Annotated in this window: 24 protein-coding genes; 9 read left to right on the forward strand and 15 right to left on the reverse strand. The window is 68.7% G+C overall.

The features are described from left to right. Nucleotides 1-106 precede the first annotated feature (106 nt). On the forward strand, nt 107-1171 hold the full coding sequence (locus KF837_12390) for a glycosyltransferase (GenBank protein MBX3228111.1): 1065 nt from the start codon (nt 107-109) through the stop codon (nt 1169-1171). 10 nt (nt 1172-1181) lie between these two features. Here KF837_12390 and KF837_12395 read toward each other — a convergent pair whose 3' ends face one another. Beyond that, nucleotides 1182-1970 carry a hypothetical protein gene (locus KF837_12395; protein ID MBX3228112.1) on the reverse strand — a complete coding sequence of 263 codons (789 nt, stop codon included), beginning with the start codon at nt 1968-1970 and terminating at the stop codon, nt 1182-1184. A gap of 48 nt (nt 1971-2018) precedes the next feature. Here KF837_12395 and KF837_12400 point away from each other — a divergent pair, with 48 nt between their 5' ends. Further along, on the forward strand, nt 2019-2681 hold the full coding sequence (locus tag KF837_12400) for a hypothetical protein (GenBank protein MBX3228113.1): 663 nt from the start codon (nt 2019-2021) through the stop codon (nt 2679-2681). Here the strand turns inward: KF837_12400 and KF837_12405 are convergent. From KF837_12405 to neuB, 6 genes are all read right to left on the reverse strand, one after another. Next, the gene (locus tag KF837_12405; protein MBX3228114.1) at nt 2674-4299 is read right to left on the reverse strand and encodes a cobalamin-dependent protein; all 1626 of its coding nucleotides are present in this window, start codon (nt 4297-4299) and stop codon (nt 2674-2676) included. The genes KF837_12400 and KF837_12405 overlap by 8 nt on opposite strands. Before the next feature lie 26 nt (nt 4300-4325). Next, entirely contained in the window at nt 4326-5357 is a 1032-nt protein-coding gene (locus KF837_12410) for a DUF115 domain-containing protein (protein ID MBX3228115.1), read from the reverse strand. Beyond that, nucleotides 5354-5560, reverse strand: coding sequence for a hypothetical protein (locus KF837_12415; GenBank protein MBX3228116.1), 207 nt, complete (start codon nt 5558-5560; stop codon nt 5354-5356). Before KF837_12415 ends, KF837_12410 begins: the two co-directional genes overlap by 4 nt. 30 nt (nt 5561-5590) lie before the next feature. After that, nucleotides 5591-6634, reverse strand: a complete 1044-nt coding sequence (locus tag KF837_12420) for a nucleotidyltransferase family protein (GenBank protein ID MBX3228117.1) — start codon at nt 6632-6634, stop codon at nt 5591-5593. Beyond that, nucleotides 6635-7837 (reverse strand): N-acetyl sugar amidotransferase, encoded by a 1203-nt coding sequence (locus KF837_12425; protein ID MBX3228118.1) that lies wholly within the window; start codon nt 7835-7837, stop codon nt 6635-6637. It lies immediately after the preceding gene. Nucleotides 7838-8003: 166 nt separating this feature from the next. Further along, nucleotides 8004-9068, reverse strand: coding sequence for an N-acetylneuraminate synthase (neuB, locus tag KF837_12430; protein MBX3228119.1), 1065 nt, complete (start codon nt 9066-9068; stop codon nt 8004-8006). 58 nt (nt 9069-9126) lie between these two features. Between neuB and KF837_12435 the strand changes: the two genes are divergently transcribed. The 4 genes from KF837_12435 to KF837_12450 are packed head-to-tail and all read left to right on the forward strand — an operon-like array spanning nt 9127 to nt 12311. Beyond that, the gene (locus KF837_12435; protein MBX3228120.1) at nt 9127-9915 is read left to right on the forward strand and encodes an imidazole glycerol phosphate synthase cyclase subunit; all 789 of its coding nucleotides are present in this window, start codon (nt 9127-9129) and stop codon (nt 9913-9915) included. Further along, nucleotides 9912-10535: an imidazole glycerol phosphate synthase subunit HisH gene (hisH, locus tag KF837_12440; GenBank protein MBX3228121.1), complete on the forward strand. Its 624-nt coding sequence runs from the start codon at nt 9912-9914 to the stop codon at nt 10533-10535. Before KF837_12435 ends, hisH begins: the two co-directional genes overlap by 4 nt. A gap of 4 nt (nt 10536-10539) precedes the next feature. Beyond that, a complete protein-coding gene (neuC, locus tag KF837_12445) occupies nt 10540-11673 on the forward strand; it encodes a UDP-N-acetylglucosamine 2-epimerase (hydrolyzing) (protein MBX3228122.1) in 1134 nt (377 codons plus the stop codon). Continuing rightward, complete coding sequence (locus KF837_12450) at nt 11670-12311, forward strand: acetyltransferase (protein MBX3228123.1); 642 nt, start codon at nt 11670-11672, stop codon at nt 12309-12311. The genes neuC and KF837_12450 overlap by 4 nt, the downstream gene beginning before the upstream one ends. On the opposite strand, the gene KF837_12455 is transcribed toward KF837_12450, so the two are convergent. Next, nucleotides 12298-12987 (reverse strand): acylneuraminate cytidylyltransferase family protein, encoded by a 690-nt coding sequence (locus KF837_12455; protein MBX3228124.1) that lies wholly within the window; start codon nt 12985-12987, stop codon nt 12298-12300. The genes KF837_12450 and KF837_12455 overlap by 14 nt on opposite strands. A gap of 106 nt (nt 12988-13093) precedes the next feature. Between KF837_12455 and KF837_12460 the strand changes: the two genes are divergently transcribed. Both KF837_12460 and KF837_12465 read left to right on the forward strand, forming a co-directional pair. Further along, nucleotides 13094-14353 (forward strand): lipopolysaccharide biosynthesis protein, encoded by a 1260-nt coding sequence (locus KF837_12460; GenBank protein MBX3228125.1) that lies wholly within the window; start codon nt 13094-13096, stop codon nt 14351-14353. Between the two features lie 18 nt (nt 14354-14371). Further along, on the forward strand, nt 14372-15352 hold the full coding sequence (locus KF837_12465; protein ID MBX3228126.1) for a methyltransferase domain-containing protein: 981 nt from the start codon (nt 14372-14374) through the stop codon (nt 15350-15352). Nucleotides 15353-15359: 7 nt separating this feature from the next. Here KF837_12465 and KF837_12470 read toward each other — a convergent pair whose 3' ends face one another. From KF837_12470 to KF837_12500, 7 genes are all read right to left on the reverse strand, one after another. Then, nucleotides 15360-16706, reverse strand: coding sequence for a hypothetical protein (locus KF837_12470; GenBank protein ID MBX3228127.1), 1347 nt, complete (start codon nt 16704-16706; stop codon nt 15360-15362). Nucleotides 16707-16721: 15 nt separating this feature from the next. Continuing rightward, complete coding sequence (locus KF837_12475) at nt 16722-17882, reverse strand: glycosyltransferase (protein ID MBX3228128.1); 1161 nt, start codon at nt 17880-17882, stop codon at nt 16722-16724. Continuing rightward, nucleotides 17861-18871, reverse strand: a complete 1011-nt coding sequence (locus KF837_12480; GenBank protein ID MBX3228129.1) for a GDP-mannose 4,6-dehydratase — start codon at nt 18869-18871, stop codon at nt 17861-17863. Before KF837_12480 ends, KF837_12475 begins: the two co-directional genes overlap by 22 nt. Nucleotides 18872-18956: 85 nt before the next feature. Then, complete coding sequence (locus KF837_12485; protein MBX3228130.1) at nt 18957-20189, reverse strand: glycosyltransferase; 1233 nt, start codon at nt 20187-20189, stop codon at nt 18957-18959. Continuing rightward, on the reverse strand, nt 20189-20776 hold the full coding sequence (locus tag KF837_12490) for a sugar transferase (protein ID MBX3228131.1): 588 nt from the start codon (nt 20774-20776) through the stop codon (nt 20189-20191). The genes KF837_12485 and KF837_12490 overlap by 1 nt, the downstream gene beginning before the upstream one ends. Then, the gene (locus KF837_12495; GenBank protein ID MBX3228132.1) at nt 20773-21903 is read right to left on the reverse strand and encodes an aminotransferase class I/II-fold pyridoxal phosphate-dependent enzyme; all 1131 of its coding nucleotides are present in this window, start codon (nt 21901-21903) and stop codon (nt 20773-20775) included. The genes KF837_12490 and KF837_12495 overlap by 4 nt, the downstream gene beginning before the upstream one ends. 2 nt (nt 21904-21905) lie before the next feature. Beyond that, nucleotides 21906-23450 carry an MBL fold metallo-hydrolase gene (locus KF837_12500; protein MBX3228133.1) on the reverse strand — a complete coding sequence of 515 codons (1545 nt, stop codon included), beginning with the start codon at nt 23448-23450 and terminating at the stop codon, nt 21906-21908. A gap of 82 nt (nt 23451-23532) precedes the next feature. Here KF837_12500 and KF837_12505 point away from each other — a divergent pair, with 82 nt between their 5' ends. After that, nucleotides 23533-24702, forward strand: a complete 1170-nt coding sequence (locus KF837_12505) for a glycosyltransferase (GenBank protein ID MBX3228134.1) — start codon at nt 23533-23535, stop codon at nt 24700-24702. Nucleotides 24703-24708: the final 6 nt, after the last annotated feature.

Here is a 24708-nt window from a genome sequence, read left to right on the forward strand (position 1 = left end):
TCGCCGGGCCTCGCGCAGCACCGTGCGGTACGCGCTCGTTCTTCTCGACGTAGGGTCGCAGTTCGTCAGCATCGACAAGGCGATGGCGGGGCAGGCGCGAGCCGCCGTGGCTACGGGGGTTCCGCTCGACGTCTTCGTCGTGAACGCGACTCGATCGGAGACTGTCGATGGTGTCCGCTTCGTCAAGCACATGCCGATCCCGGCGTCGCTGACGCGCGTCGCGCGTTTGATGAAGATGCGACTCGTAGCGTCAGTCCCGGTCTTGCAGACCTACGACGTCGTCTTCCTTCGGTATCCGACCGCCATCGATCTCGATCCACTCGCGTTCGTGCGCGCGCGCTCGAAGGGACCGCGCATCGCGACGATCCACCACGCGAAGGAGGTTCGAGAGCAGCTCGCCATCTCGCGGTCGCCGGGCATGCTCGCGCGCGCCGGGCTCGAGTGGGTTCAGGGAAGGCGCATCGTCAGAGAGGTCGACGGCATCATCGGCGTCACAGACGAGATCAGGGACTTTCAGCTCGCGCGCGCGGGCGTCGACAAGCCGGCGCGCACGATCGCGAACGGCGTCGACGTGTCGACCGTCGCCCCGACGGGGTTCGTTCCCTTCGACGGCGAGGAGCTCCGCCTCGTCTTCCTCGCCAGCTCACACGCGCTGTGGCACGGGACGGATCGACTGCGGAAGAGCCTCGAGGCGTATCGCGGCCGCCGCCGCGTCGTCCTCGACATGGTGGGGCGCGGATCGAACCCGGCCGGGACGCGAGAGGTCTTCGGGAACGTGACGATTCGCCATCACGGGATGCTCCACGGCGAGGCGCTCGATCGTGTGCTCGCGCAAGGTACCCTCGCGATCAGCACGCTCGCCTTCTTTCGAACCGGGCTCCGGCAGGCGGCGGTGTTGAAGACGCGAGAATACGTCGCTCGCGGGCTCCCGACCGTGCTCGGGTACGAGGACATGGATCTCCCGGAGGACTGGCCGTTCGCGCTCCGGTTGCCGATCGACGAGAGCGTCTTCTCGCTCGACCCTCTCTTCGACTTTGCCGCCCGCGTCTCGTCGGCGCCCGGGGCCGCGCAGCAGATGAGGCGCTTCGCGGAGGGGGTCCTCGACTGGCGCGTCAAGGTACCGCGGTTCGCCGAGCTGGCAGAGGTCATGCTCGACCGTTCGCTGTGCTAGACCGACTCGGTCAATGGCCTCTACGCGCGAGTTGCTCGACATCGCGATTGAAGCGGAACAGCGCTTCGAGGGCGAGCGATGGGAGATTGGGGGCATCCACACGTGGCTCCTCGCGCGGTTCGCGCTCGGCATCCCAGCGCCGCCGGCACAAGAGCAAGAAAGCGAGGTACGGGCACTCGCTCGGCGGATCCGACAGCGTGTCGCCGCGGAACGTCGCCTCGTCGAAGCGGCATGGAAGGACCGCTCCGCCAACGATCGGCTTCGCCAGGCCGACGTGGTCTTCCTCACGCACACCGTCTGCAGGCAACTCGAGCGCGGGCGCTTCACCAATGTCTACACGACCCCGTTCGCCGACGAGCTCCGGGCGCGCGGGGCCGCGCTGCTCTCGATCGAGCTCCCGTTTCAGGCAGACTTCCGCTATCCGCGCGCCGAGCCATCGATCTACTTCCCCCACTGGCTCAAATGGCTCGGGGTCGACGACCCGCTGGACGCCATCGCACGGCTCACGAGACGACTCCCTGAGCCGACGGCGCTCACGCGCGAGGCCCACGCTGCCTGTCGCGATTGGCTCACGCGGCAGGGCGCGGCGACGGAGCTCCCGGCGCTCGCGACGTTGCAGTCGCAGGTGAGCTCGCTCCTCCTCCTGCGAGGGCTCTTCCGTCGCCTGCTCGCCGCCGCGCGCGCGCGCGCCGGTCTCCTCGTTACGTATCAGGTCCTCGAGGGGCTCGCGTTCGTCCTTGCCTGCCGTGATCTGGGCTTGCCGGTCGCGGACGTTCAGCACGGTGCGATCCGCAATCATGTCGCCTACGACGGAATTACGCGGGCGCCATCCGGCGGGTACGAGCTGATGCCGACGCACTTTTGGTGCTGGTCGGAGTCGGACGCCGCGATCATCGAGTCGTGGAACCAGACCCTCGGAGGTAGCCATCGTGTGCTCGTCGGCGGGAGTCCCTTGCTCCAACGGACGGAGGAGCGGTGCAGTGAGGCGCGCGACGAGATCGACGCGCTCTTGCGCGCGAGCGGCAAGAAGAGGTACGGCCTCGTCACGCTACAGCCTGGCGCGGCGAATGCGCCACCGGACTGGGTGCTCCAAGCGCTCCGTGAAGCTCCTTCCGACATCCTTTGGGGGATCCGGATCCATCCCATGATGTGGAGCGAAGAGGACGCGGTGCGCGCGCGGTTCGACCGGCTCGGCGCGGGCCGTTTCGACGTCACGCTCTCGTCGCGCCTCCCGCTCGTCTGCCTTCTCGCTCGCACGACCGTTCACGTCACGGGCTTCTCGAGCACAGTCCTCGAGGCGAGCTCGTTCGGCGTGACGTCGGTGACGTTCCACCCCGAGGCGCCATCGTTCTACCCCGACGTGGAGGCGGCTGGCCGTATGAACTTCGTGACCTCTCGCGACGAGATGGTTCGGGCGCTCGAAGCCGTCAGCGTCGCGCCGACCGCGCGCGCGACGAGCCACTTCGGAGATCGCCTCGGCGAGCTGCTCGGCTCGAGCCCCGTCAGTTGACCGTCGGGAGTCGGCGCACGACGGGCTTCTTGATCCTGATTTTCGGCGGAGCCGAAGCTCCTTCTTCGTCCTTCTTCGCCGGTTTGAACAAGGTCGACGGGGCGCCCTCGGGGATCGCGTGGTTCTTGCGCCAGATCTGCTCGTACTCGTCGATGCGGCGATAGTCCCACTGGATCATCATCTCGCGCAGACCGAGGAGCTCGACGGCGTTGAAGTTGACGGAGATGACCGCGGAGATCCGCGTCGCGTCACCGAGATCGAGGATGAACGCCTCGAGATCTCCGCCGTACTGCTGCTCGATCGACGCCCGGTTCACCGTGAACCACTCGGACCCCGGGTAGGGCGTCGCGAAGAACGGCTTCACCATGATGCCGAGCGTCTTCCAGGCCTCCATGTTCAGCCTGATCGACTCGAAGTCCTCCGCCGGGAATCCGATGATCTGGTTCGGGATCGGCCGGATACCGGCCTCGAGCGTCCAGAAGAAGCTCCGGATGTTCGTCTTCGGGGTCGCGCCTTTGCCGATCGTCTTCATCACGTGTGGCGCGAACGACTCATAGCCGTACACGAGATGACTGCATCCGGCGTCGCGCATCTCCTTCAGGATCCCCGGATTGCATAGCGTCGCGTGGCTCGTGCCCGACCAGTGGACGCCCTTCCACGTCTCGCCGAGCGGGCGGCCTTCCGCGAGATAGTCCGGCTGGAGGCCGTTCTCCTTCCAGAGCCTGCAGATCTCCTTCATCCACACGCGGCCGGAGTACTGGTCCATCGTCATCAGGTTCTCGTCGAGGAACGTGATGAAGTTGACGCCGTACTTGTCGTGAGCGTGCTTCGCGAGCCGGACGACGTACTCTGGGGAGTGGTAGCGGATGGAGCGCGTGTATGCGCCTGGACGGTCGAACTCGACGTTCGTGGTCCCGTCCTCCTCCTCGACGTACCGCATGTCTCCGGCGATGCCGAGGTGGTAGCAGTAGCGGCAGATGAGTGAGCACCCGTAGCTTGCGTTGATGTCGAGTCGACGCGAGGCCAGCATGCCGGCCTCGGAGTAGAGGACCTGGCTGTTGGGGAAGTAGACTTCCTCGAGCGGGAACAGATCCCAGGCCGGGAAGGGAAGCGTGTCGAGATCGTGCACGAGCTCACGCTGCGCGGCGACGTGCAGGCGACCGTCTGCGAGGCGCGAGATGGTCCCCGCGACGTCATCGAACTTGCGCGTGCCGGCGTCGACGCGCTCGAGCACCTCCGGGAAGGTCAAGAACGCCTCCCCGATCACGCCGACGTCGACCTCGGGCAGCCACGTCATCATCTCGCGGGGGAGGGACGTGAGGACCCCTCCCCCCAGCACGATGAGCGCGTTCGGCGCGAAGGCGCGCGCCGCGCGGACGATGCTCTTCACCGACGCGTACGCGGTCGTGATCCCGCCGAGCGCGACGACGTCCCAAGCGTCGGCCTCGAGCACCTCGCGCAGCACCTGCGCGCCCTTTCGCCAGGCGTTCTCGTCGTAAACTTGGACCTGGTGGCCCTTTTCCATGGCGATGGCCGCGAGGAGCGCGATCCCGTACGGGACGTGACGCGGGACGTCTTCCTCGCGGACGAGGGGGTTGACGAAGAGGATCTTGGCCATGGCATTCCTTGTGTTGCTGGTGCCCGTTAAGAAAGTTCGGCGACGAACGCCTCGAGCGGCATCGTCGTGATCCCGTCCCCGAAAATGATCCCGCCGCCGGTGCAGTTGATCGTCTTCGCGTCCGACTCGGCGACCATTTGGAGGAAGCACTCGCGGTACCACATGTACGCGGGGTCCGTATAAAACCAGGCGCCCAGGTCCGGGTTGCGGAGGCGCATGAAGATCGAGCCGAGGTTCTCCTTGCCGACGAGATCGACCGCTTCCCGATAGTACTGCGTCGCCTCGTATGGCGTGTCCTCGTAGTAGGCGAAGTCCATTCCCGTGAGCGCGACGCGCTTCTTTTCGAGGACCTCGGTCGCCATCATCCAGCAGCACGTGCCGACGTTCCCGCCGCCGTTGATGCATGGGAAGCCGTTCATCTCGAAGATCTCGCGCGTCGCGCTCTCGGGCGCGTCGGGATCATCGAGCATTGGGTTCCACCAGTAGACGTCCATGCCGCAGTCGACGACGCGCCGGACGACGGCCTTGGAGGCCGACGTGCTGAGCGCGATCTTCATCTTCGGCGCGTGTTCTGCGAGCAGGGCAAGAACCTCGCGGTTCGTCTCGAGCTCGGCGGCGAACGCGTCATCCATGTCCTGGCGCCGGAAGTAGTCGTCCTTACGGAGCGTCTCCTCCGTCAGCTCGGGGTCGCCGAACCAACGCACGATCCGCGTCGCATGCGAGTCGACGGTGACCACGAGGTGCGGGACGATTCCGTTCTTCAGGAGGTAGCGGATCGCGCTGTCGGTGCAGATGATCGTGCCGCGGTAGTCCTTCAGGTACCGCGCCGGGTCATGGCGCCGGATGCTCGGACCGGCGCCGACGATGACCGCCGAGTCACCTTCGCCGAGCGAGCTTCGACGCAGCGCCGCGAGCGAGCGGCCGCGCGCGCGGTGCTCGAAGTTGTCCTTCGCGTTCGCGACGGAGGTTGGACCGACACGGTGCCACGTGAGCGCGCCGAGCTCGGCGACGATCTTGCGGCCGAGGCCGCCGTCCGCGTCCGAGCTCTCGGCGGTCACTTCTCGTCGTCCTTCGCCGGTTTGGCGTCGGGTGCGGTCTTGTCCCAGATGACCTTCTTCTTCGCGACGAACGCGATGCTCCCGCCGAGCCGCTTCAACGCCTCTCGCTCGAAGCGCGCCTCGACCGTCTCCGGTACCTCGGTGGCGTCGGCGACCTCGACCTTCTTCTTCGTTTCGAAATTGCCTTTTAGGACACTCGACATGAGACCTCTTTCCTCTCGTTGGCGGAGCCGTTACGCGTCTTCGCCGCGCGCCTCGTAGAGCTGCTCGCGTTGGCCGACGTCGATCCAGTCCTCCTCGATCTCGAACGCACGCACGAGATCGCCGTGCGCGAGGCACGCCTCGAGCAGCCCTGGCATCGAGGCCTCACCCGGGGGGACGCGCTCGAGCACAGCGGGCGAGAGGACATACATCCCGGCGTTGATGATCCTTCCGTGCCGCGGCTTCTCCTCGATGCGCACGACGCGGGAGTCCTCGAGGTCCACGCAGCCAAACGGGATGGTGTGGAAGTACGGGCGGACCGCGAGCGTCGCTGCCTGTCCGCCGCTCTCGTGGAAGTCGAGCATCGACCCCAGGTCCGCCTGCGTGACGAGGTCACCGTTGAGGACGAGGAGCGGGACGCGCGGGCGTGAGGGCAGGAGTGACAGCGCGCCGCCGGTACCGAGGGGCCGCTCCTCGCGCAGGTACTCGATCGTGCAGCCGAACCGAGCGCCGTCGCCGAAGTGGGCTTCGATGACGTGCCCGAGGTAGTTGATCGCGAGGAAGATTCGACGCACGCCGAAGCCGACGAGGTGAAGGACCAGGCGCTCCAGGATCGGTCGTCCCGCGACGCGCACCATCGGCTTCGGTAGGTGCGTCGTGATCGCGCCGAGGCGTGTTCCGCGGCCTCCCACCATGATCACCGCCCAGTTTTCGCGGTCGTCAGCGCGGAGCACGTCGTGGAGCTGATGGAGCCCGACGAGCAACCCTTTCTCGTCGACGATCGGGATCGCGTCGAGGTGTCGCGCGTGCATGAGGTCGAGGACCGCGGTCCGGCTCAGGCTCGGCTCGACGGCCGTGAACGAGCGGTTGAGGAGACCGGTCAGGGGGGTCTCGAGCGATGCCCCTCCGAGGAGCGCGCGCCGCGCGTCGCCGTCGGTCATGATGCCGACGATGTCTCCGCGTTCACCCGTCGCGACGGCGACACGCATTCCACCACGTTCGAGCGTGAGGAATACGTCGCGCAGCGTCCCTTCGATCGAGACCTGCCACGGGTGGCGAAGCGCGGCGCTCGACATTTACGCAGCAGCCTCCCAGACGTTGTGTCGGAGCTTCCACGTGTCGCCGTCCTTCCTCCAGAGATGAGGCGAGCGGAACTCGTCGGCGAGCGCGAGGAAGCTCTCCTTCGTCATCACCGGTCGCGCGAGCTCCGCGTGAGCGCGCGGGAAGGTCTTCTCGTCGATCGTGAGGTACTGGAAGAGCTCGTCCGCGAAGCGGTCCGGGAACTCGCCGTCGAATCGTCGCACCAGCGCGACCGCCTCGTCGCGCGTGACGTCCCCCGAACGCACCTCCTGGGCGGCGTCGTACGAGGCGCGGCCGAGGCCGAACTTGATCCAGGTCGTCCAGTAGTGAAGGTCGTCGATCCGATCGTCGATCGAGTTGTACTTGCTGTACGTGCCGGGGGTCCGCTCGGGCGAGGCCTCGAAGTTCCCGTTCTCGACCGCGCAGTAGTAGCAGGCTTGCGGGTGCCACTTCAGGTAGTAGCCGAGGTAGTGAACCTCGACCTTCTTCTGAGCGAGTCGCTCGGGATCCTCGGGAAGGTAGGGGGCGACGTCCACGGCGCCGAGGCCGAAGCGTCGATCGAGCTCCGTGAGCGACGTTCCGCTCAGGAAGACGCGGTCCGGATCGCCTAGGGCGTAGTACCTGTAGTCGCGCTTCGCCTGACCGAAGTCCTTGATCGCGTTGCCGTACTCCGCCTCGTTTTCGCCGTAGAAGACGAGCGGGATGTCGAAGAGGGTGGCTAGCTTCGGGGCGAGGTTCTTCTGGCCGAGAATGAACGGCTGGAAGGGATGGAAGAGGTTGTCGACCGCGAGGCGCGTGAGCAGCCGCTGCGTCCGGCCGTTCGGCGTCATGAGGTAGTTGTCGAACCCGGCGTGGATCCAGCCCTGCTGGTTGCGCCATCCCCACTCCGTGTAGATGTGCGGTGCCCAGGTGCACGTGAGCGGGTGCATCCCGTACTCGTATTTGAGCTTGTACGCCGCGTAGAAGCTGTCCTTGCCGCCGGAGCCCGGGACGAGGCAATCGTACTTTCCGTCGTTGCGCCGGTACCTGTCGCAGAGTGCGCGGAGCTCGCGGTCCCGTTCCACCCAGTCGATCGACTTCTTCTTCTCGGCCACGCGGCAGGCGTCGCAGACGCCCTCGGCATCGAGCGCGAGGACCTCCTTCTTCGTGTCCTTCGTATGCTCGAACTCGACGGCGGAGTTCGGGCGCTGATTCGACATCACGCACCGCGTGCAGAACCGTACGGTGGACGGAAGGCCGTAGAAGGCAGGAAAAGTCTCGGACATAGGGGCTCCGGGCGGATCGGCGGTTCTATAACGCGGCGAGGTCCCGCGGTCCATCGGCCGACATGGTGGGTGCGCCGAGCGCGCTGGACGTTCACGAGGATCAGAGCTCGATCGCGTCGTCGACCGCATAGTCGCGGGTCGCGATGTGGCCGATGAGCTCTTCGACGCGCATCGGAGAGAGGCCGCCGCCCGGACGCTTCATCGCCAGCATGTCGGCCACGAAGCGCGTGCCGGCTGCGATCGGCACGCGCGCGACGATGCTGCGCCGTGCCGCATCGACGTTACGGCGCTCCGCGCTGCCGACCCGCTTGCGGGTGTCACCGAGCGCGAGCTCGACCGCGCGGATGCTGCGGACGAGCTCGCCCAGCTCCGCGGGTGCGAGCGAGGCCCGGTGGTCGGGACCAGGCAGCGCCTTGTCGGTCGTGAAATGTTTCTCGATGATGCTCGCGCCGAGGGCGACCGCCGCGATCGATGCGACGAGGCCGTCCGTATGGTCGGAGTAGCCGACCGGGAGACCGAACGCGCGGGCGAGCGTCTCGATCGCGCGGAGGTTCGTCTCCTCGATCGGCGCCGGGTACTCGGTCGTGCAATGGAGGAGCGACACGCGGCTGACGAGGGCCGCGTGGCCCTCGTCGCTCGACAGCGCGTCGCGGGGGCGGAGCGCTTTCGCGAGGTAGGTCGACGCAAGCACGCCGAGCGCGTCCTCGATGTCGCCGAGCGTGCTCATGCCGGAGGAGAGGATGAGAGGGAGCGCAGTCCGCGCCGCAGCCTCGAGGAGAGGACGATGGGTGATGTCACCGGACCCGAGCTTGAGCCGTCCGACGCCGAGCTCGACGAGGAGTCCCAAGCTCTCCTCGTCGAACGGCGTCGACATGAACTCGATCCCGCGCGCCCGCGCGTGCGCGGCGAGGTCTGCGAAGTCGCGCGGCGCCAGCTGCAGGCGCTCGAGCATCGCGTGCTGGCTCTCGCCCTCCGCGGTCGTGACGCGCTGGTAGTCGGCCTTCGGTGCGCGCGCGCTGACGAGCTTCTCGGCGCGGAACGCCTGGAACTTCACCGCGTCGGCGCCGGCGGCGGCGGCCTCGTCGATCAGCCTGCGCGCGAGATCGACGGAGCCGTTGTGGTTCACGCCGGCCTCCGCGATGATGAACGTCTTCGGTCGCGCCATTTGCGTCTCCAGGCAGTCCTTGCTGTTCGGGCCGCGGCCGCGGTACGTAGTAGGCCTCATGCCTGAGGCGCCGAGCCGGCCTCCTGGAAGCGTACCTCGTCTCATCGCGCGCCTCGACATCAAGGCGCCGCAGGGCCTCGTGAAGGGCATCCACCTCGAGGGGTTTCGCGTCGTCGGCGATCCCGGCGAGCGCGCGCCAGCGTACTACGAGGGCGGCGCCGACGAGCTCGTCTACATGGACGTCGTCGCGAGCCTCTACGAGCGCAACAGCCTCACCGAGCTCGTCTCGGCGACGGCCGAGCGCATCTTCGTCCCGCTCACCGTCGGCGGCGGCATTCGCAGCGTCGACGACGTTCATCGCCTCCTTCGCGCGGGCGCGGACAAGGTCGCGATCAACACCGCCGCGATCCGAAGGCCGGAGCTGATCCGCGAAGCCGCGCGGACGTTCGGCTCGCAGTGCATCGTCCTCTCCGTCGAGGCGAAGCGGCGCGCGAAGGGCACGGGCTGGGAGGCGTACACCGACAACGGGCGCGAGCGGACCGGGCGCGACGTCGTCGAGTGGATCCAGGAAGCTTGCGACCTCGGAGCTGGAGAGGTGCTGCTCACGAGCGTCGACCGTGAGGGGACGCGACGAGGCTTCGACCTCGAGCTCGTCGCCGCGGTCGGCGCGAAGCTCTCGGTGCCCCTCATCGCGTGCGGTGGGGCGGGGAAGGTCGACGACATCGCGAGCGCGCTCGAACGCGGGGCCGACGCCGTCGCGCTCGCGAGCGTGCTCCACTACGACATGGAGACGTTCGCCTCGTTGAAGGCCGGCCTCCGCGATCGTGGCTTCGAGGTGCGCTCGTGACCCGCGTCGTCGTCCTCGATTACGGGCTCGGTAACCTCTACAGCGTCATCAAGGCGCTCCGGCACGAGGGGGGCGACGTCGTCGTCTCCTCGAACGGCGCCGAGCTCGAGGACGCGTCGCGCGTCGTCCTCCCAGGCGTCGGCGCCTTCGCCGACGGGATGCGCGAGCTCGACGGGCGCGGCCTCGTCGAGCCGCTGCACCGGTACATGGACCGCGGGCGCCCGCTCCTCGGGATCTGCCTCGGCATGCAGCTCCTCCTCGGCGCGAGCGTCGAGTTCGGGCACACCGTCGGCCTCGGGCGCATCCCCGGGACCGTCGTGCGGATCGTCGTCGGCGCCGGCGCGAAGGTCCCGCACGTCGGGTGGAACGCGCTCGTCGAGTCGCGTCCGTGGAAGGAGACGCCGCTCGACGGTCTCCAGGACCAACGGCCGATGGTCTACTTCGTTCACTCGTACGCCGCGGAGCCGACGAACGCCGCGGATCGCCTCGCCGAGGTCGATTACGGGGGGGCTCGTCTCACCGCCGCCGTCGCGCGCGACAACGTCGTCGGCGTCCAGTTCCATCCCGAGATGAGCGGCCTGGTCGGTCTCGCCGTCGTCCGCCGGTTCCTTCGCGGATAACCTCGTGTTCACCGTCCTCACGACCGGAAGGCAGGACTGGGGGATCCTCCGGAGCACGTGCCGTCACCTCCGCGCCGCCGGGACGCCCGCGCGGATCGTGGCGGGAGGAATGGCGCTCTCTTCCTTTCACGGCGCGAGCGCGCGCCTCATGGAGGAGGACGGCTTTCCTCCGGCGGCGCGGCTGCCGTGGATCGAGGACGGCCGGTCGATCCACGAAGAGGCCGCCGTCGCTCTTCGTCTCGTCGGTGAAGAGCTCGCCGCGCATCCGCCGGCCGCGCTCCTCCTCGTCGGCGATCGCTTCGAGACGATCAGCGCCGCCGTCGCCGCGACGCTCCACCTCGTGCCCGTCGTGCACCTCCACGGCGGCGAGGAGACGGAGGGCGCGTTCGACAACGCGCTGCGCCACGCGATCACGAAGCTCGCGCATCTCCACCTCGTCGCGCACCCACGGTACGCCGCGCGTGTGCTGGCGATGGGAGAGGACCCTGCCACCGTTCACGTCGTCGGGGCCCCCGGTCTCGACAACCTGAACCGCGACGACCTTCCGGATCGCGCCGCGCTCGAGGAGCGGCTCGGCATCACGCTCGAGCCGCCGGTCGTGATCGTGACCCTCCACCCGACGACGCTCGGCGCGTCGGACCTCGAGCTGCGTTCTCTCCTCGAGGCGATGGACGCGACGCCCGCGACCTACGTGATCACGTTGCCGAACAACGACCCCGGCGCGGCGGCGATCCGCTCTGCCTTGCGCGCGGCCGCCGAGAAGCCGCGCCGTGCCGCGGCCGAGGCCCTCGGCGAGCGCTTCTACTGGTCGCTCCTCCGCGAAGCCGACGCGATCCTCGGAAACAGCTCGAGCGCGATCATCGAGGCGCCTGCGGTCGCGCTCCCTGCCGTGAACGTCGGCACCCGGCAAGGCGGGCGCGTTCGTGCGCCGAACGTGCTCGATGCGCCGCCGGACGCCACCGCCGTCTGCGCCGCGCTCGCGCGCGCTCTCGATCCGGCATTCCGCGCCTCGATCGCGGCGGCGAGCAAGGCCACCTTCGGCGACGGGCACGCCGCCGAGCGCATCGTCGACATCCTGCGCGCGTGGCGGCCTCCGCGGCCGCCGATCAAGCGTCACCGCCTCGAGGGTGCGTCTTGAAGCGTGAGCTCGTCGTCGTCGGTGGGGGTGAGCACGCCCGCGTGGTCATCGAGGCCGCGCAGCTCTCCGGGCAGTGGAGCGTGGTGGGCTACACCGACGTCGCCGCCGTCGTCGAGACGAGCGAGCGTCTCGGCGTCCGCTGGCTGGGGGACGACGACGCGTACGTCGCCTCGGGCTCGGGGGCGGCGGTCGTGCTCGGGATCGGTCTGACGATCGGCCGCCCAGCGACCTCACGTCTGCGCGCGCTCGGGTGCTACCGCGACGCCACGCTCGCCGCGGTCATCCATCCGAGCGCGGTCGTCTCGCCGACGGCGACCATCGCGCCTGGAGCCGTGATCCTCGCACGCGCGGTCGTCAACTCCGGCGCGAGGATCGGCGCCCACGCGATCGTGAATACGGGGGCGATCGTGGAGCATGACGTGGCGGTCGGCGTCCACGTGCACCTCGGGCCCGGGGTCGTCATTGGAGGGGGAGCGGAGATCGGAGACCACGCGCAGGTCGCGCTGGGCGCGTGCGTCCGGGATCACGTCCGCGTCGGACGCGAGGCGGTCGTCGCGATGGGTACGGTCGTGGTGCGCGACGTCGCCGACGGAGAGCGCGTGGCCGGCGTCCCGGGGCGGCCGTTCAACGCCGGCTGAGGAGCGCGTCGGCGACGAGGAGATCGAGCGGTCCGTCCACGTCGACGCTGCGTTCGGGAGCCATGACGTACGCCGCCGTTTCGGGGCCGACGAACATGCGCTGCTCGCGGAACCAAGCGACGTCGAAGCCGTAGACCGCGCCGTTCGGGACGTACGCCTTCGGCAGCGCTTGCCGCTGTAGGCCGGTAGGGAGGTCCGGAAACAGCGGCACGAGACGATCGCCGTCGGCGAGCGTGTACATCCAGTACGGCGACTTGCCCGGCTCGGTCACCGCGACGACGCTCGAGCGGCCGAGGCGGTCCATCAGCGCGAGCGCGCCGTCGATGTCGGCGCCGGTTCGCAGCGGCGAGGTCGCCTGGAGGAGGACGCCGATCTCGAATCCCCCCCCGACGGCGTCGAGCGCGTGGAGCACGACGGCGTCCATCTTCGCGCTGTCCGATGCGAGCTCCGGCGGGCGGACGAAAGGAGCCTCCGCGCCGGCGGCGACGGCTGCCGCGCGGATCGCGTCGTCGTCCGTCGTGACGATCACGCGATCGACGTGGCGCGAGGCGCGGGCGGCCGCGACCGACCACTCGACGAGCGGGCGGCCTCCGCACGAGGCCACGTTCTTTCCCGGGAGCCCCTTCGAACCTCCACGCCCGGCGACGATGGCGAGCACGCGGCGCTGATGCAGCATTCGCGAACGTGCATAGCATCGGGTGGCGAGCTTGGCACGACGCCGGTTCGGGACTACCGTCCTCGGCCTCGCCGCCATGCACGCACGCGCGTCGCGACTTTCGGCCGTGCTCAGCGGCGCGTGGCGGCGCGCGCGAACCCTCGTCCGTTCGCACGCGGCGATCTACCTCGCCGGAGCGCTCCTCTCGCGCATCGCGGGCGTCGCGCTCATCCCCCTCTACACGCGGCGGCTGACGCCGGACGACTACGGCGAATACTCGATCGCGACGGGGATGCTCCAGCTCCTGCCCACGTGCGCGTCGCTCGGGCTGACCGCAGGGCTCTCTCGCGTCTACTTCGGCACCGACGACCGCGCCGAAGGCGAGCGGAAGATGGGCGCCGTCGCGCGCGGGATGATGGTCGTCGTCCTCGTGCTCCTCGGCGCTCTGGCTGTCGCGATCCACCTCGGCGTCGATTCGTCGCTCTTCGGTGTCACGCGCCGGCATCTCCTGCTCGTCGTCGCGGCCGGCGTTCCGGCGGCGTTCGCGATGGTGCCCGACCTCTACTACCGCGCCGTGCAACGGCCGGTCCCGGCGGTGCTCCTCCAGCTCTTCGGGTTCGTCCTCTCGACGTCGTCGGGGCTCCTCCTCGTCCTCGGGTTACGCCGCGCGCTCGACGGCGCGCTCGAGTCGGTCGTCCTCTCTCAAGCGGCCCTCGGCGTCTTCGCCGTCCTCTTCGTGCTCTTGCGGCTCCCCGCGCGGGACGTCATCGGGGAGACCCGTGCGGCGCTCGCGTTCTCGATCATGTTCGTTCCCCACTTCGTGGCGGGGTGGCTGCAAGTCACGGCCGACCGGTGGGTCCTGACCGCGTACGGCGCGGGCGCGGAGCTCGGTAAGTACTACCTCGCGGTCCAGATCCTCTCGCCGATCCCGATGGTCATCACCTCGTGGAACAGCGCCGAGGCGGCACGGTACGGTGAGCTCTATCGAGAAGAGGGGCCCGAAGCGGCGTATCGGTCGATCGGCAGGCTGACACGCCAGTACCTCCTCGCGGCCACACTGCCCGGGCTCGCGATCCTCGCCGGCGCGCCGCTCTTGCCGCTTCTCGTCGGACCGAAGTTCCTCGGTGCGCTCGCGCTGCTTCCGTTCATGGGGCTCGGCTACATCCTCGACTCTCTCTACTACCCGGCCACGAACTACATCTTCTACGTCGGCCGCACCGGGCTCATTCCCATCGTCACGACCGTCACGGCCGTCCTCGGGACGGGCCTCTCGATCCTGCTGTTGCCGCGCTTCGGGCTCGCCGGGCTCGTTGCGGCGCGCGTGTTCAGCGCGGCGCTGCGGAGCGGCGCGATGCTGGTCGCGGCCAGGATTGCCCGACCACGGTGACGCTGCTAAGCATCCGTCGTGCGCGAGTCGCTCCTCGAGATCCTGGCTGCGCCGACGACCGGCGCTCGCCTCGAGCTGAAGGTCACGCGGCACACGGGCGACGTCATCGACGAGGGCGAGCTCGTCGCCACCGACACCGGCGCGGTGTATCCGATCGTCGACGGCATTCCTCGCTTCGTCCCGAAGACGGGCTACACCGACACGTTCGGCAAGCAGTGGAACCTGTTTCGCACGACGCAGCTCGACAGCGCGACGGGGGCCGCCTACTCGGAGAAGCGCTTCACGACCGAGACCGGGTGGTCGCGTGACGATCTCGACGGCAAGCTGGTCCTCGACGCAGGCTGCGGCGCAGGGCGCTTCGCCGAAATCGCGGCGCGCTACGGCGGGCGGGTCGTCGGGCTCGACATGTCGTCGGCGGTCGACGCCGCGAAGGAGACGCTCGCGGCCTACCCGCGCGCGGAGCTCGTCCAGGCGAGCTTGCTCGAGCCGCCGTTCAAGCCCGGGGCGTTCGACTTCGCGTATTCGATCGGCGTGCTCCAGCACACGCCGGATCCGGAAGGCGGACTCTCGACCGTCGTCGGATGCGTCCGTCCAGGAGGCCGCTTCGCGTTCTCGATCTACGCGCGCCGCCCGTGGACGAAGCTGAACGCGAAGTATCTCATCCGGCCGCTGACGCGCCGGCTCCCGTCGGACCTCCTCCTCGATGGAATCAAGGCGGTCATGCCCGTCGTCTTCCCCGTCGCCGATCGCGTGTTCCGCATCCGCGGGCTCGGCCGCCTCGCGCAGTTCGTCGTACCGGTCGCCGTTTACGTCGACGAGAAGGGGTTCACGGAGGAGCAGCGCTACAACGAGGCCATCCTCGATACGTTCGACATGCTCTCCCCGCGCTTCGACTCGCCGATGACGTGGCAGGAAGCGGAGCGCGTCCTGCGGGGCGCCAACGTCACGAGCTTCCGCTTCCGCTCACGCGTGCCGCTCGTCATCAACGGCGTGCACTGAGGTCGCTTCACGCAGCGCGCCGACCGCGGCGACGCGCGAGCTCGACGAGCGCCGGGTTCGCGGTGGTTCGTGCGCGGGCCGGCGCGGCGACGCGATCGGCGATGCCGCTCAGGAGACACCCGTAGAACGGAAGGAACGGCACGCGGTAGCGCGCGAGGCTGCCGAAGTTGAAGGTCACGAGCCCGACGAACGCGCAGCCGATGAGCGTCACGACGAAGCACATCAGGAGGAACGGCGAGCGCTGCACGTGCGCGATGACGCCGCGGAAGCCATGGACCTTCACCGCTCTCAGGAGGAGATAGGTGATGAAGGTCATCTCGACCGCGCTCACGAGCGCGGACACGTTGTGGACGTCGAAGAGCTGCGGACGGAGGAGTGCGTTGAAGAGCCCGATCGGAATGCGGAGGAGCTGCCCGCCAAAGGACTGCGGTACCTCGCCATCGTCCATCGCGAACGTTGATGTGCCGCCGGCGGTCGTCCACGCACGCTGCTGGGTGGCGACCGTCTCCCCGAGGTTCGCGACGCCGAGGGACGGGATCAGGCGCGTCAGGGCCAGCATGCCCACCGCGAGCGCGAGCACGCCGAGGAGCACGTACGCGGGTCGCAGCCGCGCCGCCTTTTCACCGACGCCGCCGCCGCGCTCGGCGACGTAGTGCACCGCGAAGCCGACGAAGAGCGGCGCGAGCGCCGGAGCCCGAAACAGGTAGAGCAGCGTGAAACCGACCGGCGCTGAGAGCACGAGCAGGAGCCAGCGTCTCTGAAAGAAGCCGCGCCACGCCGTAAGCAGCGCGCCGATCCCCATGAGCGCGAACGCCTCCTTGTTGAAGGTCGCGGTCCAGAAGGCGACCGACGGAAAGATGACGGTCGCGAGGAAGATTCGCTGCCAAGGGATCTCGCGCGCGGCCGCCCGACACGCGGCGAAGATCGCGGTCGCGCCGAGGAACGAGAGACCCGCGACGAAGACGTTCGCGGCGTACGTCGAGCCGCGAAAGACGTAGACGATGATCGTCGCGATCGCGTGCATCGAGGACGTGTTTCGACCGCCGCCTCCGTAGACGACCTCGTCGAACATGCTCGGTCTCTGGAAGAGGAGGGCTAGCACCTCGGGCGCGACGAAGGAGAAGTTGACGTCCAGGAGCGTCGAGATCTGGACGCCGGTCGACAGGTACAAGAGGGCGTCGCCGCCGCTGTAGATGACGCGCGTGTAGAGCATCTGCGCTGCCGACGCGACGAGGTACTCGACGAACGCGAGCCAGATCCAGCGACGCATGCTTCGCTCGAAGCGCGCGGCGACGAACGCGACGAGCCCCGTGAGGAGCAGTATCGCGATCAACGTCATCCCCGCTTCGAGCACGTCGTCCTCGCTCGGCTAGGCCTCGAGCGTCGTTCGCACGGCCCGCGCGAAGAGCTTCGAGACGACCTCGGCGGAGTAGCGTTCCTCGATCGTCCGCCGCGCGGCGGCGCCCATCGCGCGGCGAAGCTCCGGCGACGTCGCGAGGCGCTCGAGCGCCGCGACCCACTCGTCCGGCGTCGATGCGAGGATGCCGTTGTCGCCCGCGCCGAGGAGATCGCTGTTCATGCCGACCGGTGACGCGACGACGGGGCGGCCCGTCGCCATGAACTGCAGCGCCTTGAGCCCGCACTTGCCGCGAGCGAATTCGTCGTCGGGGAGGGGCATGATCCCGACGTGCCCGTCGCCGACCGCCTCCGCCTCCCCGTGCTCGGACCACGGCACGAACACGTTCTCGGCGCCGGCGATCGGGCGATCGGGCGGGCGGTTGCAGATCACCTTCACGACGATCGGACGCCGGGCAGCGAGGCGCTCGAGCGCTTCGCGAGCGTGCTCGAAGTGCGCCAGCGTATGGAGCGAGCCGCTCCAGACGACGACGAAGCGAGGGTCGGAAGACTCCGGGATGATCGGATAACGCTCCAGCTCGATGCTCGTAGGAACGACGAAGACGTTGCCGTTGCGGCGTCGCGCGTACGCCGCGAGGTACTCGTTGCCGGCGAGCACCCCGCTCGCGAGGCGGCAGATGGTCGCCGTCTTGCCGTAGAAGTGGAGGCGAGAGAAGACGCCGTTCGCCTTCGAGGCCGCGCTCTGGTGCGCGCTGAGCCAGATCGCGTCGTCGATGTCGTAGAACATCGGGACGCCTTCCAGGCCGAGGAGGCGCTCGTAGACGGCGGGCCCGAGGAGGGCGGCCTCGCGGACGACGACGGCCGCGTCATAGCTCCGCGCGCGCACGACGGGCGCGAGCCGCCGTACGAAGTCATAGACGACCCACGCCGCCTTCTCGGCGCGCCGGCCGTTCTGGTAGAGCAGCTCCGTCAGGCGGGGCGACTCGAACGGGGCGAAGTCGAGATCGATGCCCTCGTGGTGCGCGAGGCGTGGGGCCCATTGCTCGAGCCGGAAGCGCTGGTTGGGCGCGATCCCTCTTGCCTTCGACGCGAGGACGAGGAGCCGCAGCCGCCGGGGCTCGGCGCTCCTCGCCGGTGCGGGGATGTCCTTGCTCAGAAGAGACGCTTGGACCACGTGTCCGGGGTCTTCTCGTTGATGATCTCGAGATCGAGGTGGTACTTGAACGGTCGCGGACCGCGCGTCCGGATGTAGTCGATCATCTGCCGAAGGCCGTCCTCGAGCTTCACGCGTGGCTTGTAGTCGAGGAGGCGGCGCGCCTTGTCCGCCGAGCAGTTCGCGAGGTAAACCTCCTGCGGGCGCCCGCGCGTGTAAGAGCTCTCCAGCTTGAAGCCGATGAGCTTCGCGGTGATCTCGGCGAGCTCGTTGATGGTGACGAACTCGTCGTCTGGGCCGATGTTGATGATCTCGCCGACGCAACGGTCGTCGAGCGCCATCTGCTTGAGCGGCGCGACGTCATCCGAAATGAAGCTGAAGCAGCGGCGCTGGTTGCCGTCGCCGTAGATGTACGGTTGCCGCCCCTGGAGCATCATGTTGATGAAGATGCTCGCGACGTTCCGATACGGGTCATCGTACTTCTGTCGGGGCCCCACGATGTTGTGCGGCACCGCGATGACCCACTGCATCCCGTGAACCTCCGCGAGGTTCTGGAGGATGAGCTCCGACGTGTACTTGCCGATGCCGTACGGATCTTGCGGCTTCGGCGTCATGTCCTCGGTGAATGGGACCTTGTTCGTTCCGTAGCGCGCCATGGACGAGCACATCACGAACCGCTTCACCTTGTTCGCGATCGCGGCGGTGATCATGCCCGTCGACGCCGTCACGATGTTCTGCGTGATCATGTGCGGCGAGAAGACGGAGAGCCCTTCGTAGGCCGTCGCTGCGCAGTGGTAGACGAGGTCTACGCCGCGCATGTGGTCCTTCAGCTTGCCGAAGTCGTTGCAGTCGTACTGATAGAACTCGACGCCGCTCGGGACGTTGTCCAGGTATCCGCCGATCATGTTGTCGACGCCGACGACCTCGTGACCGTCCGCGAGGAACGCATCCGCGAGGTGGCTCCCGAGGAAGCCCGCGACACCGGAGATGAAAACGCGCTGTTTCGCCATGGAGCTTCTCTCGATACCGTTCGTAGCCCAGCCGGGGCGCGGTGTTCACGAACGCAGCCTTTTTAGCCGTGCGCCGGGCCGATGGCTAGCTCTGGTCACGCTCGAGAGCGCGGTAGAGCCGCTCGTACCTCGCCACTCCGACGCGCTCGAGCCCGAACCGCCGGTCGGCGACGTCGCGGCCGGCGGTCACACGGTCGGCGAGCGGCGCCGTCGCGAGCGCGACCGCGCGGTCCGCGCCGGCGGCAAGGGCCTCGTCGTCGTACGAGTCGAGCACGATGCAGGCAGCGGCTTCTGCTGCGAGATCGGCCTGATCTCCGATGTCCCCGTTGAGGACGACCGGAAGGCCGCATGCGAGGTACTCCGCGACCTTCGTCGGGCTCGACCCTTTCTTGGAGAAGCAGCTCTTGATGAACGAGATGCCAATATCGGCGGCCGATAGGTGCTGCGGCATTTTGTCTGGCTGGACGCCGCGAACGGCGATCGAGCTCTCGTCGAGGCCGGCGGCGCGCAGCAATCCGACGAGCGCCTCGGGCGCGCTCTTGCTGAGAAGGAGGAAGCGGACACGGCGTCCCGCCGCTCGCCGGCGCACCACACCCGCGAACCGCGCGATCTCGTCCTCGCGATACCAAGAGCCGAGCGATCCCGCGTAGACGAGGACGAGGTCGTCCTCCCAGCCGAGGCTCTGGCGGACGTGGTCACGTGCTGCGCGGTCGAAGCGGAAGGCGTCGAGGTCGACGCAGCACGGGATGGTCTCGACCTCCGTGCGTGCTCCGAGCCAGCCGCGCGCGCCAATCCAGCGCCGCAGGGCGTCGGTCAGGAAGACGACACCCTCTGCGCGCCGGAACGCGCGTGCCTCGTACCGCTTCACGAGGCGGTACTCGATGCGATCGGTGGTCCAGTAGCTCGCGTCGACGTACTCGTCGCCGATCATCCCGCGACAGTCGAAGAGGAGCTTCGCGCGCGGTACGACGCTCGCCACGACGTCGGCGATCGCGGTGGGCAGGTAGCTCCGTCCATGGACGATGACCGGACGCCGGGCGAGCGCCGTCGCGAGCGCGCGATGGGCTCCGAGCGCCGACTCACGGACCTTCACGCTCAGGCGCGGATCTCGCCGGCGGCGGAGCGGCGCCCAGCGGATGTTCGCGCGGGTGAGGTCGGCTCGCAGTCGGTCGATCTCGTCGTCCGTCGCCTCGGGGAGCTCGTAGCTGAGGAGATCGAACTCGACGCCGCGCTGCGCGAGGCGCCGCAAGTACGCGAGGACCTGTGAGCTCCCGAGCCCCTCGAGCATCCCCGTCTGCGAGATGTACAGTGCACGCATCAGCTCAGGGCGGCGGTGCCTGTGAAGCGCTCGCGCGTCGCGCGCCCCTCTTGCTGGACGTCGGCGCGCTCGATCACCTTGATCACCGTCCGGAAGAGGATCGCGAGATCGACGGCGAGCGACTGGTTCTCGACGTACCAGACGTCCGACTCGAGCTGCTCCTCCCAGGTCGCGTTGTTGCGGCCGTGGACGGAGATCCACGAGGTCACGCCCGGACGGACCTCGTGCCGGCGCGCGTGCCGCCGCGAGTAGAGCGGGAGGTACTCGAGAAGGAGCGGACGCGGTCCGACGAGGCTCATGTCGCCGCGAAGCACGTTCCAGAGCTGAGGGAGCTCGTCGAGGCTCGACGCACGGAGGAGCTTCCCGAGGCGTCCGAGCCGAACCTCGTCCGGCTCGTCGCCGTCCCGCATCGTCCGGAACTTCAGGATGGTGAACGGCTTCTCGTGAAGACCGGGCCGGACCTGCCGGAAGAGGACCGGGGATCCCATCGCGACACGAATGGCGACCGCGGTCGCGCCCATCACCGGAGCGAGCACCAACAGGCCGGTCGCGGCTCCGACGACATCGATGAGCCGCTTCGCGTTCATGTCCGCTTCGGCGCCTCGAGCACGCCGTCGATCACGCGGCGGATGTCGTCGTCGTCGAGGCCGGACCCGCTCGGCAAGCACAGGCCTCGCTCGAAGAGCTCCTCCGCTACGCCGCCGCCGACGCGCGGCGCCGCGGCGAACACGGGCTGCAGGTGCATCGGCTTCCAGGCGGGCCGGGCCTCGATGTCGAGCGACTCGAGGTGCCGGCGGATCTCCTCCCGCGTCGCGCCGAAGACGTCGGGATCGATCTTCACGACCGTGAGCCAGTGCGTCGCGGAGCCCATTTCCGCTTCGCGAACGACCTCGATGCCCGGGACGCGACCGAGCTCGGCGCAATAGAGGTCGTGGATCGCGCGGCGTCGCGCGACGCGGCCGGAGAGGCCCTTGAGCTGCGCCCGTCCGAGCGCTGCCAGCAGCGCGCTGAGGCGATAGTTGTAGCCGATGGTGGAGTGCTCGTAGTGCGGGGCCGGATCGCGCGCCTGCGTCGCGAGGAAACGAGCGCGGTCGGCGAGCTCACGCTTCGTCGTGACGAGCATCCCGCCCCCGCTCGTGGTGATGACCTTGTTCCCGTTGAACGAGAACGCCGCCATCGGCGCGAAGGACCCTGCTGGACGTCCCTTGTACGTCGCGCCGAGCGCCTCCGCCGCGTCCTCGATCACGGGGACGTCGTACTTCGCGCAGGCGGCGAGGAGCGGGTCGTAGTCGGCGCACTGTCCGTAGATGTCGACGACGATCACCGCCCGCGGGAGCCGTCCCGCCGCCGCGCGGCGATCGAGCTCCTCCGCGAGGAGGGCGGGGTCCATGTTCAAGGTCCGCCGCTCGCTGTCGACGAAGATCGGCGTCGCGCCCGTGTACGCGATCGCGTTCGCCGTTGCCGCGAACGTCAGCGTCGCGGTCATGACCTCATCGCCGCGTTCCACCCCGAGCAGGACGAGCGACAGATGAAGCGCTGCCGTTCCGCTCGAGAGCGCCACCGCGTACGGCATGCCGACGACGGCCGCGAGCTCTCGCTCGAAGGCTTCGACCTCGGGCCCCAGCGGCGCGATCCATCCGGAGTCGAGAGCGGCGAGCAGCATGCGCCGCTCTTCTTCGCCGACGTGCGGCGCGGAGAGGAAGATTCGGCCCATCGTCAGTCCAGCCGCTTCGTGAAGAGGGTGCAGTTGCCGTTCAAGCACTTCCCCGTCTCGAGATCGAAGCGATAGTGGTGATTGAGGCACGTGATCGTCGTGCCTTCGATCACGGCCTTCTCCATCGAGGCGCCCGCGTGCGGGCAGTACTTCGAGATGAGATAGCGATGTCCGTTCGCCTCGACCTCGATGCGCTGGTTCTCGCGGCGGGACGACTCGTATCTCTCGACCGCTCGGAGCGCGTCCTCGTCGGCGAACTTGAGCCACGATAGGAGGTGGTCGTTGTAGACGTCGGGGTCGCGCTCGGCCTCGAAGCGCAGAGAGAGGAAGAAGTCCTCCCACGCGAGGTGGTGGCTCAAGATCTGGTGGAGCCAGAGGTCCTCCAACCAGAGCGTGTAGTCCGCGCGACGGCCCGCCGTGTCGGAGACCTCGACGCCGTCGGCGTGGCATCGCACGAGCCAGTCTCCGCCGTGGGGCCCGTCGATCACGAAACGGAGCTCCATGTCGATGCGCGAACGGAAGTAGGCGTTCAGGTCACCGAGCCGCTCGAAGTAAGCCTTGAAGGCAGGGAAGAGGCTCGTCGCCGGTCGTTCGAGCGAGGCGATCTCGGCCGCGATGGTCGCCTGGACACGGTCGGCGTAAGCCCGGATGTACCCCGCCTTGTCCTCCCATGAGAACGTCCGTCGGATCTCGCGGTCGGCCTCGAAGGCGCCCGTCGCGAGGTCGAGCCGGTCGCCGGGCAGGGGCAGCTCGAGCCGTTCGCCGTAGCCGCGCGCGCGGAGCCAAGCGGCGCTCTCCGCCTGGTCCGGGAAGATGTTGTCCTCGCCGAGCTCGTCGTTGTGACGTTGGAGCGCCTGGTCGAGGAAGGCGCATGGGCCTGCGTACGGTAGGCCGATGCGAGGGGCGAGGTGCTCGAGCGTGTGGAACGCGTATTCGAGCTTCGCCTTCCGCTTCTCGCGCGAGAGCTCGCGCGTGCGCTCCTCGGAGTAGCGGTAGCGCATCGGGAACCAGCTCGCGCCCGCGCACTGGAGCATGACCGCGTCGATCGTGCCGAAGCGCCGCTGGAGCTGACCACGCTGCTTCGGAGTCAGACGTGCATCGTTCAGGTTCACGAGGACGTGCTCGTCGTCGAAGAACGTGATGCACGAGTCTTGGTTGGCGGGGGACTCCTCCGAGGTGAAGAGGACCTTGAGCCCGCCGGGGGTGAGCACGTGCTCGGCGCCGCTGTCGACCTCGATGACCGGGTTCTTCGTGATGCGAGTGAGCTTGTCGACCAGGTTGCGCGACGGATAGCGAGGGACGACGATCGGCGTCGCCGGCGTGAGCCGCTGGCGGAGGAAGTCGACGTCGAGGTGGTCGTAGTGCTCGTGGCTGAGGACGACCGCGGCCAGGTCATCGTAGGAGCGAGCGAAGAGGTGGTGGTTCTGCGGGAGCTGGAACCAGCTCGCGTGGTAAGCGCCGCGCGGCGAGAGCCAGGGATCGCAGGCGACACGCGCACCGGCGTGCTCCACGACGAACCCCGAGTGCCCGAGGAACTCAACCTTCACGCAGCGCGACCTCGGACGCGATGTAGCCCGGGAGGGCGGGGGGCGCAACGCCACCGCGTCGTTGCGCTAGGCTGCGCCGGTCTTGAAACGACCCCGTCTCGTCTACGTCGTCACGCATCCCGTCACCGCGGATGCGTTGCTCCGTGGGCAGCTCGCATTCATGCGCGAGCAAGGGTTCGACGTGACGGTCGTCGCTTCCCCGGGTCCGGAGCTCGACCGCGTCGCGCTGCGCGAGGGGGTTCGCGCCGTCGCCGTCCCGATGGCGCGGCCCATCGATCCGGCGAGGGACGTCGTATCGCTCGCCCGTCTCATGCGCACGCTGCGGGACCTGCGACCCGACATCGTCCATGCGAGCACGCCGAAGGCGGGGCTCCTCGGCATGCTCGCCGCGCGCGCGATCGGCGTCCGCATCCGCATCTACCTCCTGCGCGGGCTGCGGCTCGAGACGACCGCGGGGCCGCTCCGGCTCGTCCTGTCGGCGACCGAGCGCATCGCGGCGTCGTGTGCGGACGAGGTCGTCTGCAACAGCGAGAGCCTGCGCCGCGCTGCGGTCGCGGGCCGTCATGTCCCGGCCGCGAAGGCGCGCGTGCTCGGCGCCGGTTCGTCGAACGGCGTCGAGATCGAGCGGTGGTCGCGTACGTCGGAGCGCGTCGATCGTGGTCGCGCGCTCGCTCGCGCCCATGGCATCGCGGACGACGAGGAGGTGATCGGGTTCGTCGGCCGCTTCGATCGCGACAAGGGGATCGTCGATCTCGTGGATGCCTTCGATCGGCTTCGCCGCCGGCGGCCGCGCGCTCGCCTGCTCCTCGTTGGCGGCGGTTTCGCGGGCGACCTCGACCCGAGCGTGACGGCCCGTCTGGAGGGCGCACGGGGCGTCGTCGCGCTCGGCAAGAGCGACGACCTGGCTCCGCTCTACTCCCGGATGGACGTCCTCGCGTTTCCCTCGCTGCGCGAGGGGTTCCCGAACGTGCCGCTCGAGGCGGCGGCCGCCGGCGTGGTCGCGGTGGGCTACCGTTCGACGGGAGTGGTCGACGCGATCGCGGACGGCGAGACGGGCACGATCGTCCCCGCCCGCGACGTCGGAGCGCTCGCGCGCGCGCTCGAACGCTATCTCGAGGACGGCGCGCTTCGTGCCGCGCACGCGCTCGCGGCGACGAGGCGTACGGAGCGGCTCTTCTCCCGCGAGATCGTGTGGCAGGCATGGGCGGAGCACTATCACGCGCTGCTCGGTCCCCTTGCGACCGGTCCGTAGCGCAGC

Origin of the sequence: Labilithrix sp. (assembly GCA_019637155.1) — a bacterium.
GTDB lineage: Bacteria > Myxococcota_A > Polyangia > Polyangiales > Polyangiaceae > Labilithrix.